This window comes from Haloimpatiens massiliensis (assembly GCF_900184255.1).
Lineage (GTDB): Bacteria > Bacillota > Clostridia > Clostridiales > Clostridiaceae > Haloimpatiens > Haloimpatiens massiliensis.
The window spans coordinates 1,122,592-1,138,215 of the sequence record NZ_LT854640.1 but is presented as its reverse complement, the minus strand read 5'-3'; the positions used below and the strand labels follow the sequence as shown (position 1 = coordinate 1,138,215).

At 28.1% G+C, this 15,624-nt stretch carries 14 protein-coding genes; all 14 read left to right on the top strand.

Annotated features, from left to right (window positions below):
• The first annotated feature begins 56 nt into the window (after positions 1–56).
• The 14 genes from C1715_RS13645 to C1715_RS13580 all read left to right on the top strand — a co-directional run bounded on the left by C1715_RS13645 (position 57) and on the right by C1715_RS13580 (position 15,482).
• On the top strand, positions 57–1,733 hold the full coding sequence (locus C1715_RS13645; RefSeq protein ID WP_102401022.1) for a GspE/PulE family protein: 1,677 nt from the start codon (positions 57–59) through the stop codon (positions 1,731–1,733).
• A gap of 18 nt (positions 1,734–1,751) precedes the next feature.
• Positions 1,752–2,963, top strand: coding sequence for a type II secretion system F family protein (locus C1715_RS13640; protein ID WP_102401021.1), 1,212 nt, complete (start codon positions 1,752–1,754; stop codon positions 2,961–2,963).
• Between the two features lie 149 nt (positions 2,964–3,112).
• Positions 3,113–3,535 carry a prepilin-type N-terminal cleavage/methylation domain-containing protein gene (locus C1715_RS20080; RefSeq protein WP_102401020.1) on the top strand — a complete coding sequence of 141 codons (423 nt, stop codon included), beginning with the start codon at positions 3,113–3,115 and terminating at the stop codon, positions 3,533–3,535.
• Between the two features lie 280 nt (positions 3,536–3,815).
• A complete protein-coding gene (pilM, locus tag C1715_RS13630) occupies positions 3,816–4,868 on the top strand; it encodes a type IV pilus assembly protein PilM (RefSeq protein WP_207654981.1) in 1,053 nt (350 codons plus the stop codon).
• 13 nt (positions 4,869–4,881) lie between these two features.
• Positions 4,882–5,448, top strand: a complete 567-nt coding sequence (locus tag C1715_RS13625) for a PilN domain-containing protein (protein ID WP_180964094.1) — start codon at positions 4,882–4,884, stop codon at positions 5,446–5,448.
• Positions 5,435–6,658 carry a hypothetical protein gene (locus C1715_RS13620; protein ID WP_102401017.1) on the top strand — a complete coding sequence of 408 codons (1,224 nt, stop codon included), beginning with the start codon at positions 5,435–5,437 and terminating at the stop codon, positions 6,656–6,658. Before C1715_RS13625 ends, C1715_RS13620 begins: the two co-directional genes overlap by 14 nt.
• 158 nt (positions 6,659–6,816) lie before the next feature.
• Positions 6,817–7,668, top strand: a complete 852-nt coding sequence (locus C1715_RS13615; RefSeq protein WP_102401016.1) for a type IV pilus modification PilV family protein — start codon at positions 6,817–6,819, stop codon at positions 7,666–7,668.
• 13 nt (positions 7,669–7,681) lie between these two features.
• On the top strand, positions 7,682–9,748 hold the full coding sequence (locus C1715_RS13610; protein ID WP_102401015.1) for a DUF2572 family protein: 2,067 nt from the start codon (positions 7,682–7,684) through the stop codon (positions 9,746–9,748).
• Positions 9,749–9,763: 15 nt separating this feature from the next.
• Complete coding sequence (locus C1715_RS13605) at positions 9,764–10,312, top strand: PilW family protein (protein ID WP_102401014.1); 549 nt, start codon at positions 9,764–9,766, stop codon at positions 10,310–10,312.
• A 24-nt stretch (positions 10,313–10,336) separates the two neighbouring features.
• Positions 10,337–12,970, top strand: coding sequence for a vWA domain-containing protein (locus tag C1715_RS13600; RefSeq protein WP_102401013.1), 2,634 nt, complete (start codon positions 10,337–10,339; stop codon positions 12,968–12,970).
• A 157-nt stretch (positions 12,971–13,127) separates the two neighbouring features.
• The gene (locus C1715_RS13595) at positions 13,128–13,892 is read left to right on the top strand and encodes a prepilin peptidase (RefSeq protein WP_102401012.1); all 765 of its coding nucleotides are present in this window, start codon (positions 13,128–13,130) and stop codon (positions 13,890–13,892) included.
• A complete protein-coding gene (locus C1715_RS13590; protein ID WP_102401011.1) occupies positions 13,877–14,074 on the top strand; it encodes a hypothetical protein in 198 nt (65 codons plus the stop codon). Before C1715_RS13595 ends, C1715_RS13590 begins: the two co-directional genes overlap by 16 nt.
• 192 nt (positions 14,075–14,266) lie before the next feature.
• Complete coding sequence (locus tag C1715_RS13585; protein ID WP_102401010.1) at positions 14,267–14,689, top strand: YbjN domain-containing protein; 423 nt, start codon at positions 14,267–14,269, stop codon at positions 14,687–14,689.
• Positions 14,690–14,870: 181 nt separating this feature from the next.
• On the top strand, positions 14,871–15,482 hold the full coding sequence (locus tag C1715_RS13580; RefSeq protein WP_102401009.1) for a DUF2284 domain-containing protein: 612 nt from the start codon (positions 14,871–14,873) through the stop codon (positions 15,480–15,482).
• Positions 15,483–15,624: the final 142 nt, after the last annotated feature.

Sequence of the window (15,624 nt, the reverse complement as noted above, 5' to 3'; positions counted from 1 at the left end):
TATAATAAAAGTAATATGAGAATTAAAGTAAAATATGTATTGAAATGGGAGGAAAAATGAAAAAAAAACTAGGAGACTTACTTTTACAGCAGAGTAAAATAAATCCCGAACAGCTTAAATTAGCATTGGAAAAACAAAAGGGTACTGGTAAAAGATTAGGTGAAATACTTATAGAGGAACATGTAGTAACAGAGGAAGATATAATAAATACATTAGAAGAGCAGTTAGGAATTACTAGAGTATATATAGATTCTATTAGTATAGATGAAGAATGTGTCAAAATGGTTCCAGAGAGCATAGCATTAAAATATAATTTGCTCCCCATTGGCATTGATAATGAAAAGATAAAAGTTGCTATGTCTGACCCTTTGAACATATTTGCTATAGACGATGTAAGGTTATCATCTACTCGTGAAGTAGAACCATACATAGCTGGGGATGAAGAAATAAAGAAAGCTATAAACAAGTATTATTCTAGTCAATATATTAAAAAAGCAGCAGAAGATTTGTCTAAACAACAAAATGTTTTTCAAAAAACGCAAGAAGATATTATTAAAATAGATGATATAAAGAATGCGCCTGCAGTTAGATTGGTTGATTCTGTTATAAATAATGCAGTAAAGATGAAAGCTAGTGATATACATATAGAGCCTTTTGAAGAATATGTGAGAGTTAGGTATAGAGTGGATGGAGTACTTCATGAGGTTTTTAAATATAATAGGGATATTTTTAATGCTTTCATTACCCGTATAAAGATATTGGCAGATTTAAATATTGCAGAAAAGAGAGTACCACAGGATGGGAGAATTTTAACTACAGTTGAGGACAAGCCTATAGATCTTAGAGTATCCACTTTGCCTACAGTTTATGGTGAAAAGGCAGTGCTTAGAATATTAGATAGAAGCAATTTTTTGATTCATAAGGAGCAACTGGGTATGCGCTTAGAAGATATAGAAAAAGTAGGGAAAATGATAAAGAGCCCCTACGGAATTATATTAGTTACAGGACCTACTGGCAGTGGTAAATCTACTACACTATATACATTATTAAATGAAATAAATAGCAGCGGAAAAAATATAATAACTGTGGAGGATCCAGTGGAGTACATGCTGGAAGGGGTAAATCAAGTAAATGTAAATCCCAAAGTAGGACTTACTTTTGCATCATCTCTTAGATCCATATTAAGGCAAGATCCAGACATAGTCATGATAGGAGAAATAAGGGATAAAGAAACTGCAGAAATATCCATTAGAGCATCTATAACGGGGCATTTAATGTTAAGCACAATACATACTAATGATGCTCCATCGTCTGTTATAAGACTTATAGATATGGGCATTGAACCATACATGGTGGCAAGTTCTTTATCAGGAGTAATATCACAGAGGCTTGTAAGAAAAATATGCCCACATTGTAAACAAAAATATAAAGCTAATACTTTAGAAAAAAATATCATAGGTGTTAAAGAACAAGAAAATTTACAATTATTTAGAGGGACAGGCTGTACTTATTGTAATGGCAGTGGATATATGGGTAGAGTTGGAGTGTATGAAATAATGGAAATTACGAAAGAACATAGGGAATATATGGTTAAAAGTATTGATGTAGAGGGATTAAGAGAAATTAGCATAGAAAAAGGCATGAAAACTTTAAAAAGCTCATGCAAAGAATTAGTTTTGCAGGGGGTAACCACTGTAGATGAGCTTTTAAATATAAGCTTTTTAAAAGATTAAAGAAAATGAGGTGTACGTATGCCTAACTATAAATATAAAGTAATGAATAATGAAGGCAAAAAGTTAGAAGGAAGTTTTAAAGGTGCTAACAGAAATGAAGTATTGGCAATGATTCAAGATAATAATTATTATCCTATAAGTATAGAAGAAATATCTGAAATAAATGAAAAGGACGTATTTCAAAGTCTTAAAAAAATTAAGACTAGAGATTTATATATTTTTTGCAGGCAATTTCATACCATGATAAATGCAGGAGCTAATATAGCCGCATGCATAGATACTTTAAAGATGCAAAGTTCCAATGTTTTAATGAGAGAAGCTCTTAAGCAGGTATATGAAGATATACAAAAGGGTATAACTTTATCTGAGGCTTTAAAAAAGCAGCCAGCTATATTTCCAGAACTTTTAGTGAATATGGTAGAAACCGGAGAAACCAGTGGTAAGCTAGAATTGATTATGGAAAGAATGGCAGCTCATTACGAAAGAGAAAACAAGATAAACAATAAAATCAAAAATGCTATGCTTTATCCTATAATACTGGGGGTATTGTCCATAGGTATAGTAACTTTTTTAGTAACTTTTATAATGCCAATATTTATAGAGATGTTTCAGGGTAGTGGAATCCAACTGCCACTGCCAACTAGAATTTCCTTAGCCATAAGCTCGGGCATAAGGAAAAATTGGTATATGATAATATTGATAATTACAGCAGCTATTTTTTTCATAAAGACTTATTCAAAAAGTGAAAATGGTAAATTATTTTTTCATAGTTTAAAATTAACTAATCCTTTAACTAAGGACATGAATACCAAGATAATAACTGCTAGATTTACAAGAACACTATCCACATTACTATACAGCGGTATACCTTTAGTTCAGTCAATAGAAATCACTGCTAAAGTTTTAGGAAATAAAGTGGTGGAAAATAGAATGGAACATGTGAAAACTAGAGTAGTGAAGGGAGAAAATCTATCAGATTCTCTTAAGGAAATAAAATTATTTCCTCCCATGCTAATGTCTATGATAAGTATAGGAGAGGAATCAGGTGCACTAGATGACATATTGGACAAAACTGCCAACTTCTATGATGAGGAGCTAGATACTGCGCTAAAGAGAATGACAGCTATGATGGAACCTTTAATGATTTTAATAATGGGTGTAATAATTGGATTTATAGTTATATCCATGATGCTCCCAATGTTTGACGTATTTAGAACCATACCAGCATAAAAAGTAAGAAAGCTGATGAAAAGATTTATTCTATGTTTAGCGGCTAAAATACCCATTTTTTATAGGATGAAGTAGAGAGTTAGCTAGACTTTAGATAAATCCTTCTAAGCTTAAAATAAATATAATATTGAAGGAGGAATAAATACAAAATGAAAACAAGTTTAAATTTAAAAAAATCAAAAAAGAAAGGCTTTACATTAATTGAACTTATAATAGTAATAGCTATTATAGGAATATTGGCTTTGATTGCTATACCTAAATTTGGAGGCGCTCAAAAGGAAGCAAAAACAAATGCAGATATAGCTAGTGCTAAAACAATAGCTAATGCCACTTCTATGTTGATTACTAAAGGGGAAATTGGCTTAAAAGAAGGGGGACAAAATTTTGAAATTAGTAGTTCAAGTGCGGATGAAGAAGGAAAATTGGTAGCAGAGCAACTTCAAAATGTACCTAAACCTAAGTCCACTAAAGGCGAGTTTTTTGTTGAAATAAATAATGAAGGTGATGTATCGGTGCTTATAGGAGAAAATAAAGATAAGGCGCAGCAGATATATCCTGATAAAGCTAAGTAGAGATAGTGTTAAAATTAACTACAAGATTCATTGTAAAGCATAGCTTGGATGATATTAAACTTATAATCTAAAGCTGTGCTTTATTAAAAAATATACTTGAAATTTTAAGAGAAAAAGTCAAATATAAATTGGTAAAATACAGTAATTAAATTTTCAATATAAGCCTTATGGTAGTAGTAATAATTTATTGAATACTATTAGGATATGCTTAAGGAGTAGTATTTAAACATAAGAAAATTATATATTTCTAAATGTTAGAGGTGATAACTTGTTTAAAAACATGTTCAAAAACGATATTTTATCTATAGATATAGGAGCAAAAAACATAAAAATATTAGATTTAAAAGTAAACAAGAAAAATATTAGTGTAAACAATGCTTTTTCTATAAAGACACCTGAAAATTCTTATAATGATGGTGAAATAAATGATATTGGAAAAATAAAAGCTGTTTTAGAAAAGAATCTGGAGCTTAAAAATATAAAAACTAAGAAGGCAGTGTTTACATCAAAAAGTACTTCTATTATAACTAGAGAAATTTTGGTACCTGCTGCAGATGAAAAGGACATGGAGGCCTTAATAAAATTTCAAATAGAGAGATACCTTCCTATAATGTCGGAGGATTATATTATTCAACATAAAATAATGGATACTTTCATAGAAAATGATGTGGAGAAATCTAGAGTAAATGTGGTTGCATACCCTAAAAGTATTGCACAAGGGTATTTAGCTTTATGTAAGGAATTAAAATTTACACCTTTGGCATTAGACATAAATAGCAATAGTATATGCAAACTTTTTTATGCAACATGTAATATTAATGGAGAAGAATACGAAAAAGAAAAATCTATTGCATTTATAGATATAGGTAGTGAGTATAGTGAAATAAGCATACTTAAAAATTATAATGTAGAATTTTCAAGAATTATATCTATTGGCAGTTCATATATAGATGTAGACATATCAAAAAATTTATTTATATCTGAGGAAGAAGGAGAAGAAAAAAAATTAAACCTTTTAAATTTAAATGAAGAAATAGATAAAGGATCTTTAAAAGAAGTTTTAAATGATTTTGGAAAAATATGGACAAGTAATCTTGTGGTAGAGATAGATAAAATAATACAATATTATCGAAAGAAAAATTCTGGAGATACAATAGAGGAGATATTTATATATGGTGGAGGGTCAAGGTTAAAAGGCTTAGCAAAATATATGAGTAAAAGTTTAGGTATTTCAGTTAATTCTATAAATAATATGCCTAATTTTAATATGGACAAACATCAAGAAAATATAATGGACTATATAAATGCTGCTGGTGCAGCTATTAGACTTTAAATGGGGGGTTAAAATGAAAGACTTTAACTTTTTCCAAATAGAATCCTATGATGAAAAGGAAAAAAATAATAAAAAAAATTATATATTAGCTGCAGCAGGAGTTCTAGTTCTTATTATGGCATTAACATCTGGATATAAATTAATAAAAACTGCTAAATTAAATAAACAGATTGAAACTATGGAAAGTTACATAAATTCTAAACAGAACATTAAAAAACTAGAAGAAGCTGAGAAACAGCAGGAGAAATTGATGGTTTTAGAGGAATATAAACAAAAAGTTTCTCCTATTGCTGATTTTATAAAGAAATCTGGACGTATAAATAGCTATTTAATAAATAATATTTATATTTCAATACCTAAAGATGTGTATTTTAAGAGCATAAATATGGATAATAACAATATTCAAATACAAGCACAAGGAAATAGGAGAGAAGACATTGCAGAATTTCAATATAATTTAAAAGAAACAAACTTATTTACAAACATATTTGTTTCTAATATAAGCCAATTAGAGAGTGGAAAATATATTTTTAATTTAAAATGCACATTAAAGGATGTGGATATTAATGAAAATAAGTAAAAGAGAGCAAGTACTTTTGAGCATCTTAATAGTTTTATGCTTAATATTTTTATACTATAAATTAATTCTTGTAAAGCAAAATAAACGAATTAATGTTCTTATGAGTAAAAAAACTACTTGTGAAGAAAAAGTTTATAAAATAAAAAAGAAAATAGCTAGGCAACCTCAAATAAAAAGTGATATAAAAAAGATTAATTCTAAAATAATGGAAGATGTTAGAAAAATTTTTCCTAAAATAGAGCAGGAAAGAATAATAATAGCTATAAATAAGCTTTTAAATGATTCAAACTTAACAGGAAATGTAATAAATTTTACAGAGCCTAAATTAACTAAGTTGTCGGCAGAGGATAATAAAGATAGTAAAAAGAAAAAAGAAGACCAAGTTTCAAATTCTAATGAGTTAACAAATTTAGTGCAAAAATATAATGATATTAATAAACAAGAAAATAATGAAAAAAATAATAAAAATATAACTAAAAAAAATAAGAAAATTCCAAATGGTGAAGCGGAAAAAATGAGTATTAATATAAGTTTTAATGGAAATCATACAGCTTTGATGAATTTTATAAAATCTGTTGAAAGCTTTCAAAAGAAAATAGTAATATCCAATATAAATGTAAATACTTCAAATGGAAGTGATTTATCAGGAACTTTAACATTAGATATTTACGGAATACCTCAATTTAATGTTGATGAATATATTCCATATAATTTTGATGTACCACATGGGAAAAGTGATCCTTTTACAGGGGGAATAATAGCAAAAGCCAATCTAAATGAAATTAAAAAGAAAGAATATGATTTTTTAATGAGTGTTAGGGCAGAAACTTCTGATTTGCCAACAGTTATATTAGGAGAGGCTAGAGATAATAAGGAAAAGACCTATGTATATGGAGATAAAAATGATATAGAACAGGTATCTATGGAGGTTTGGAAAAAATCCGGAGAGTATTACTATAGATATAAAACTTCAAGGGACAAGTATCCAATGAGCTACCAGTCAGGTTTTAAATTTAATCCAATGGGAAATGAAATAAATATAAAAGTATATTCAAATCCTAGAAAATCCAGTGGGGATATGGCAGGAGTTAATTTTAAAATTAATAATAAAACAAGCTCAAATTTAAATATAGTAGTTGAAAATGATGATAAAGTTAATCCAAGAGTTAATATTATAAAAGAATCAGGAAGTATTAATATAGATAAATGAAATTTTTAATTTCATATAGAGTTTTTTATTTTATATGTGAAAAATAGAAATTGTTATTTAATTGTTATGTAGAGTAAGACTATGATTAGAGTAGAATTTTACAATATAATGGATAAAATAGTTCGAAATTGTGCAATAAATTTTTGGGGGAATTATACATGAGATTAGTATATAAAAGAAAAAGTGGGCTGACATTAATTGAAGTACTTATAAGTTTGGCCATATTGGGTATAATAATTACCCCATTTTTATCCATGGGTTTATCTACAGTAAGCTTAGGGGAAAAATCAGAAGAAAAACAACAAGCATTGGCTATAGCTCAAGAGTATATGGAAAAGATAAAATCTCCAGAATTTAAGATTAGTGAATTGGACGCTAAGGAAATTACAGATGGAATTTCACATAAAATAGAAAGAAATGGCAAAAAATATTTAGTTAAGTATAAAATAAAACCTTTAAAGGAAGAGGAGAAGATAGAAAAGGTTAATTTTCAATACCTATTGGAAATAGGTGATAGTGTAGAAGTTTATAAAATTTATAGAGAAAATGAAGAAGAAAAGAGGATAGCATTAGGAGACATTGGGAGTTTATCTAATGAAACTGAAAAATTAGTTATTAATAAAGAAAGTAATAAAATAACTTTTAATATAAATACAAATGATGGAAAAGAACATGAAGTTAAAGTAGAAGATAATATAAATAATTTACAAAGTTTAAGTATACGACTGCATAATATTAATGGAAATAAAATTAATGGAAATAAAATTGATGGTAATAAAATTAATTTGGATACAAAAAATTATGAAGGCGAATTAAATTTATATATGGATTTACAGGAATTTTATAATATAAATAGTAGTTTAGGAAAGATAAATTATGTGTTTAATTACAGAGAAAATAGTGAAGATATTTATGGAGATTTATTCAAGATTAATATAACTGTAAGTAAAAAGAATTTTAAAGGTAATGAAGATATTCTTCAAATACTACAGGGATATAAAAGGTATTGATGGAGGTGGAGAGATGTTTAAAAAGAAAAAGGGATCTACCATGTACATGGTGCTAATAATAATGTCCATACTTTTTGTATTTGGAACTGCAATGATGGCATTAGCACTATCCACTAATAATACCAGATATTTAAAAAGTGATATTAAGGGAAATCTTTATGGGGCAGAATCAGGGCTAGATATAGCTTATAGCATAGTAAATGGACATGTGAAAAGAGCTACGGAAGAAGCAAACAAAGAAGTAGAAAAGTACATGCAAGATTTTATTCAAAAGGAATTAAATAAAGCTAGAGAGGAACATTCGAGCCCTTACATAAATAAGGATTTTAGTTTAAATACAGAAGAATTATTTAAAGAACAAAATAGGGTGTTTAAGGAAAAATATAAAATATCATTATTAAAAGAAAATGAAGATGCTTCAGAAGATAAGAAAGACACAATAACTTTATTAGAAGACTTAGAGGATGCTAAAGAATATAGGGCAATTATTGAAAAAACAAAAAAGGTACAAGAAATACCTAAGGTTACAGTAGAAAATAGAAATGAAATAGAAACAGATGTAGATGATTTTTTGAAAGATAGTTCAAGAAATAGTATAGATTTAAATTTAAAATCAGATTTTACGCAAAAAGGTATTACGAAGGTTGTAAGTTGTAATTTTAATATAGGTATACCCAAATATAGTGGAAATAAAATAAGTTCTAATACTGTTAAAATTCAAAACAATGGTGTATGGTCAAAGGCAATAAATGTGGGTGAAAACATAAATGTTAAAGCTTCAGCTACCTTAGAAGGGAATACTTATATAGGCAAGAGTTTAGAAATTATGGAAAATGGAGATTTAAGTTCACAAGGTAAAATAAGTGCTTTTGAGGATTTTATTATAAATAATTCTTCTAAGAATAATGTATTAGGCGATATATATGCTAGAAATGTAATATTAAATAAAAATGTTTATGATGCCCAGTTAAATGTGAATAAAAATGAAAAATTTAATGGTAGCATATATACAAAAGATGACCTGGAGATTAATGGGAATAACTGCAAGGCACTTATAGAAGGAGACTATTATGGATTAGAGGATGGACAAGATACTGATACCCCAGATAGTTCTAGTTCTATTATAATTAATTCAGAGGATGTAAGAGATGAAAAAGAAAATGATGTAAGACTTAAGGTAGGGGGAACAGCGTATATTCTAGGTACATCTTATATTAAAACTTTACCTATGTATCAAACAGGTGAGTCACTATCAATAAAGGGAAATTATTTAGCGTATACTTATCCTCTTAAGGATTCATATACATCTAATGGCAATAGAAATTTAAAAGATGTACAGTTTAAATACTATAATCCGTTGGCATTGGCAGATAGTTTTAAGGATGGAAACAAGCTAACTTCTAAGGATAAAAGTGAGTATTTTAAAGAATATCATAATCAGTATAAAAATAAAGAGGAATATAGTGAAAGTAAATCTATTCTTAACAAGGTTAAACTTGGAGGATACTTCACTGCAGGAGCAGTAGTTTCTAATGGAGAGGTTGGAGCAGGAAGCTATAATGTTTCTGGGGAAGAGAAGGTTATAGAGGCTAAAAAAACATATATAACTGAAGTGCTTAATATGGGTGATGGGCTAAAGGATTATAATGATGAGGTAACCATTCAGAGTGATAAGCTGAAGAGTTTAGATGAGTATAAGAATAACTTTAAATCAATGGAAAAGTCCTATAAGGATGGCAGTAAAATACTGGTAGTCAAAGATGGCTACTCATTACCTAAAGATTTTAAAAAAGGAATACTTATTGTTGATGGAGATTTAAATATTGACCAGGAAATAAATTTCACTGGAACAATAATAGCTACAGGAAATTTAAATTTATCACAGAAGTGTAAGATAACTTATAATGATGCTTTAGTAAAAAAGCTTATAGCGGATAATTATGAGACGTTCAAAATAATGTTCCCTGAAAGTGAAAATGGAGAATATTCTTATGTAAATATAAATCCAAAGTGGAGTATGGGAAATAGATTTACTAGAGAAAAGGTAATAAAAGTTTCAAAGTGGAAAATACTTAAATAGAAATTAGGTGTTTATATGAATAAGAAGGGATTTACTCTCGTAGAAACTTTAATAACTGCTGCTATATTTTTCATAGTCCTTTCAATTTTGTATACTTTTTTCAATACAAATTATAAAAGTTACAGTAGTACAGAAACGGAAATAAATTTGCAAGAAGAAGGAGATAAGGCTATAGAAAAAATAACAGAAAAAGCTATGGGATGCAGTATGGTATTGCAGGTGGTTAATGAAAATGATTTAACTGTATATTCACATAGTGATGAAAGGAGTGAAGAAGAGAAAAAAGATTTTATTTCAATTAAAAGCATAAAAATAGACAATGTATTTAAGAAAAATGCATATTACCAATTTTATTTAAAGGAAAACAAATTATATATGAGTACTGGTGATGATAAGAATGAAAAAGCAATTGCAAAAGATGTGGACAAACTTATGATTAAGCCAGCAGGAAATGAAAGATATTTCGCAGGAACTAAGGGTATTTATGTGAAATTACAGCTATCTAAAGGAAGAAAAAAGAGTACAAAAAAGATAGTTGAAACGGAAATATATTTTAGAAACTAAAATAAGAGGAAAGGGGTGAAGAGTGTGAAAAAAAGATTATTTGCTTTGTTTACTTTGATATTATTTATTGTAAGTTTGTTCTTGCCTTCTCATAAAGCATTTTCAAAAAATAACGGGTACAAGGGTTCATATGAAGAAGAATTAACAAATAAATTAGATTATGATAAAAAACCAGAGATTTTAGCAGGAAACAATCCACAAGAATTTAAGATAACTATTACATTAAATTTGGATAAGAGTAATAGTAAAACGAAATTTGAAAATTTTCTATTTGAAGATAAAATAAATTATGATTATTTTCAAATAGTTCCAGAAACTTTGGAGATTCAGTATCCTAATGGTTCATCCAAGGAAGATATAAGTTTTGATGATAGGACTAATACAGTAAGAGGAGTTTTTAAAAAACTTCAAAATAACCTTCAGGAAATAAAGGTTACCTATAATATAAGATTAAAGGATGGATTGATTATAAATGAAGGGCAAAAAGTCCCTGTAAGTAAAGAAACCAAGTTAACTTGCCATGTGAAAGATGGAGGAAATATAGAAAAGATAGCTATAGATTTAGATTGTTCACTTAAAGTAAAAATAGAAAGTAATGAATTAAAGGATTTATTAACGTTAACTCAAGGGAGTGAAAAGAGTGAGTATAAGTTAAATGAAGAATTTAATTTAAATTATTCTATAACACCAAGAGAAATAAAAAATAGTGAGGTAAGTGGTTTAATTTCAAAGCCTAAAGATGTAGTTTTAATGATAGATACTTCTGGAAGTATGGCGTGGGATTTATACGGGAATGAATTTAATATAGATTGGTATGGAAGTAAAATAAGTAAAATTAAGAGTATAGAAGATTTTAAAGGGTTTTTAGAAAAAAATAATTATGATGATAATGAGTCAAAGCAAATTTTAAATGATATTAGATATTTAGAGGAAAAAGATATAAGCTTTGCTAATGATAGATATACTGTAGTTAACTTTAACCTTTTGAGTAATCCCAATAAATATTCATGGTGGTGTAAGCAATGGTATTATACTTGGGGTGGATGGGATTACAGATGGGTTAGAGCTGATGACCAAATAATAAAAATGGTAGAGAAAATTCAAAACTACTATGAAAAATTTAATTTTAATAAATCTAGATTGGATATAGTTAAGGAGGCATTATATAAATTTTTAGATAGCTTTAAAGATAAATCCTATAGTGAAGGTATAAGTATAACATTGAACACTTTTTCTTATGATATTAGTCAGCAATATCCAACTATAAAATTAGGTGAAAATAAAGATATTAATGAGATTAATATTGAAAAAGCAAAAAAATGGATAAGTAGTTTGAGGTCAAGTGGAGGAACTAATATTGGAGCGGCGTTAGAAGAGAGTGAAGATATATTAAAAAGGCAGCAAAAGTATGACACTAAGGCACATGAACAGTATTTGGTTATGCTTACAGATGGAGTTCCAGAAGAAGATACTGGACAAGGGAGGTATGATCCTATAAAAAGTTTCACCTTTGCTAAAGATCATGCTATTACTGCAGCTAATAATATAGCTAAGGATTCATCAAACATTAACAATTATTTATTAGGTTTTTCTAAGGATTCTCCTTTAGAACAATTGCAAAGCATAGCATCTAAGTATAATAATTATAATCGCCAAGATATAATAGATGAGATAAATGCTAGTACTACAGAAAATAGTAGTAAAAGAGAAATTTTAAAATCGGTAAATGAAGAGTTTGCAAAACATAAAAAGCAAAATGGTGAATTACCTAATTTTAATATAAAGCAAGCTTTAAAGGCAGAGGATATAAAAGATGTTTATTCTAAAATAGCAGAAGATATAAATGCAGACTTGACTCTTAAAAATCTAAGGTTTGAATTTCAATTACCACCTGGATTAGAGCCAGTAGAAATTCCTAAGGGATTTCAGTACCAAGAGGGTAAAATAATAGGAAGCTTGGATAATGTAAAATATAGTTTGAAAAATGGACAATATATTGCAGATAAAATAGATTTTAATATTAAAGTACAGGGAACAATTTCCGGAAACATAGACTTAAGAAATAGAGCTAAATTAAGTTACAAAGATATATATGATAATAACAAACAGGGAGTTTTTCAAGGAATAGAAAATATAACAATACGACCTTATAGCAGTGTGATTTCTATAATAAATCATGGACTATTTTTAGAAAATACAGGAATAGGTCAAAGTTCAAATGTATCAGTGGCTAATGAAATAAAATCTAATTTTGGAGTTCAAATGCAATCCAATGTATATGAAGTGTTTTCTATGGATATAGTTGTAAATAGTGATGGAAGTAATTTAAACAGTGGGGAACAAATATTAGTAGATAAAAAAGATATATCTATTTACAAAATACAAAATGGAGTTTTAAAGGAAATACAACTAGAAAATGTATTAAATAATGGTGGAAGGTTAAAAGTTGAAAAGCATGGACAAAAAACAATAATAACTTTTACAAACTTGAAACTTCAGCCAGGAGAATACATTATATCTTATAAAGTATGCCCTAAGCTAAAAAATTCATCTAATAATGTAAATATGACAAATGATGCTGTTTGTACTATAGATAATAATCAAAAGATAAATAAGCTACTAAATATAACTATACAACCATTACCAGACTTAGACTAATTATAGAATATCGTATGGGAGGCTCCTATACGATATTCTATATTATAAATAAAATAATTATAAAATTTATCCCATGACTATATCTTTAATATTTTAGTGATTTTTATGTGTTATAAAAGTTCGTAAGACCATGGGATAAGTTGTTGGAGGCATACTAATGAACTATATTTTAATTTTCATTTTAGGTTTATTGTTTGGAAGCTTTTTTAATGTTTGCATATATAGAATTCCTAGAGAGGAGTCTATTGCATTTCCACCTTCTCACTGTACCAATTGTGGAAATAAACTTAAGCCTATAGATTTAATACCAGTGATAAGTTATTTGTTTTTAAAGAAGAAATGTAGATACTGTGGGGAAAAGATATCCTTAAGGTATCCTATGATTGAATTATTTACTGCATTAACATGGCTTATTATTTATGTAATTTATGGATATTCTATTATAACAATTAAATATATATTTTTATTTAGTTGTATCTTAGTTATAGGAATAATAGATTATGATACTCAAGAAGTTTATTTTTCTACTTCGTTAGTGGGCATAATGGGTGGGAGTATATTTATTATTGTAGAAGCCTTTATGTATAAAACTACAGTTACGCCCTATGGATATATTTTAAAAGATTACATTTTAGGAGGAATAATTCCAGCAGCAATAATAGCAATAATAGCTTTTGCAACTAAGGGTATGGGCTGGGGTGACGTAGAGATAATGTTTATGTGCGGTTTATTTTTTGGTATAAAAGAATCTTTATTATTAATGCTTCTTTCTTTCATAGTAGGAGGTGTAATAGGAACTATATTGTTAATTACTAAAAAGAAGGGAAGAAAGGATACTGTAGCTTTTGTACCATTTATAGCAGTAGCATCAGTGATAGTTATGCTTTGGGGAGAAAATTTAATAAAATGGTACTTTTCTTAAATGGTAGTAAAAATGTTATTTCATCAATTTCAACTTACAAGTTAAGAAATGATAATTTTTATTATGATGATATTCGTATATTACCTTGCTATATAGTGACTGGAGGTAATATACTTATTGAAAAGTCTAAGTTTCAAATGGCTTCAGAAGATATAAAAAAAATGATGGAGATTATTAGTTAGAAAAATTAATTACTATTTTAGGACATTTTAAATTCTACTAATATAATATTAGAGAGAGGATTATATTAGTAGGTGAATGTGTAAGCAGCAAAATTAAGAAGAAATTATCTGGCAGGTAAAAATAATATATAGAAGGAATTAAGTAACATATGTAGAATAAATAAATAATGCGAAAATTGAGGAGGTACCAAAATGAATAATACTGCTACAAGATTTAGCAAGCTTTTAGAGAAGAATGGATTTCCTATGCCTATAATAAGGGTACAGGAAAATGAAAATGAAACTATATTTGCTTTTGGTCAAATAATAAAAAATCACAATGTCAATGTGGTAATAGATTTTGATGAAGATAATACTTGTGTAGATTTTAATATATTTGATTTAATTCAATTATCTGAGGGAAGCAATAACGCAGAAATTTACAATTTAATAAATAGAATTAATGGATCTTATAGATTCCCTAAATTCTACATAAATGAAGAGGGTTCAGTAGTAGCTCAAATAACAGTGCCTTATGAAAATTCTGTAAGCGAAGAAATGTTATTTGACATGCTTCGTTCTATGATGACTTTCTGTAACAATGTAATGGATGACCTAGAAAAGGCTTCTAAATAATAGTATTGTAATAGTGTATGTGAAAAATCTGACTTTAAATTTGTAAAAAATTATGATGGTATACTGTAGATTAGCAAAATAAGCTGATTAATAGTATTAAGTTTTAATTTTTTTACTTTATTAAAGCCAGATTTTTTCATTGCACTAGACTAGCTAATTAAAAAAAGGGGTGAGAATAAAAGTGCTTGTAGAAAATTTATTTAAAAGAGTAGATATGAACTATTTAATGGAGTATTTTAACAATCAGTACATAGAGATGTTTTGTAAGGAGTGTCCAAACTATGGTAAAGTATGGACATGTCCACCACATAACTTTAATCTAGAAGAAACCTTGAGAAAGTATAAAACTGCATATTTAGTAGGAACTTTAATTTATTCAGAAGAGCTTCCAGAACATATACAGAAGTTGGTAAATGAAAATCCTTATGATATAGAAAAAGCCACAGAAATAATGATGGCGGAAGTTAGGAAAAAATTAGATAAAGAGCTTTTAAAGGTAGAAGGGGAAATGCCTAAAAGTAGAGCGGTATTCTCCGGAAAATGCTTATTTTGTTCAAAATGTACTAGAGAAGAAAATAGGGAATGTAAAAATCCTAATATAATGAGAGTATCTTTAGAATCCTTTGGCTTTGACATATGCAGAATATGTAACGAAGTTTTAGGAGTGGAAATAGTTTGGGGACTTTATGATTTGCCAACCTATGTAATACTAGTTAGTGTTATATTAAGTGAGGAAGAAGAAAAGGATTATTCATATATAGTGGAAAAGCACATTAATGCTATAGAGTTTTAGGTTAATGGAGTAATGTTGTAATTGTAAGGTGAATTTTTTCAAGAAAAAGGTTAAAACTATAAAATTAATCCCCAGTAGCTAGTTTCTAAATCCTCAGTAGCTGTTGCCACAGCTACTGAGGATTTGAAATTAACAATTGGGG

Coding starts and splice junctions, on each gene's coding strand:
- C1715_RS13615 (WP_102401016.1), top strand. CDS start 6,817: ATGAGATTAGTATATAAAAGAAAAAGTGGGCTGACATTAATTGAAGTA.
- C1715_RS13595 (WP_102401012.1), top strand. CDS start 13,128: ATGAACTATATTTTAATTTTCATTTTAGGTTTATTGTTTGGAAGCTTT.
- C1715_RS13610 (WP_102401015.1), top strand. CDS start 7,682: ATGTTTAAAAAGAAAAAGGGATCTACCATGTACATGGTGCTAATAATA.
- C1715_RS13640 (WP_102401021.1), top strand. CDS start 1,752: ATGCCTAACTATAAATATAAAGTAATGAATAATGAAGGCAAAAAGTTA.
- C1715_RS13605 (WP_102401014.1), top strand. CDS start 9,764: ATGAATAAGAAGGGATTTACTCTCGTAGAAACTTTAATAACTGCTGCT.
- C1715_RS20080 (WP_102401020.1), top strand. CDS start 3,113: ATGAAAACAAGTTTAAATTTAAAAAAATCAAAAAAGAAAGGCTTTACA.
- C1715_RS13645 (WP_102401022.1), top strand. CDS start 57: ATGAAAAAAAAACTAGGAGACTTACTTTTACAGCAGAGTAAAATAAAT.
- pilM (WP_207654981.1), top strand. CDS start 3,816: ATGTTCAAAAACGATATTTTATCTATAGATATAGGAGCAAAAAACATA.
- C1715_RS13585 (WP_102401010.1), top strand. CDS start 14,267: ATGAATAATACTGCTACAAGATTTAGCAAGCTTTTAGAGAAGAATGGA.
- C1715_RS13620 (WP_102401017.1), top strand. CDS start 5,435: ATGAAAATAAGTAAAAGAGAGCAAGTACTTTTGAGCATCTTAATAGTT.
- C1715_RS13590 (WP_102401011.1), top strand. CDS start 13,877: ATGGTACTTTTCTTAAATGGTAGTAAAAATGTTATTTCATCAATTTCA.
- C1715_RS13625 (WP_180964094.1), top strand. CDS start 4,882: ATGAAAGACTTTAACTTTTTCCAAATAGAATCCTATGATGAAAAGGAA.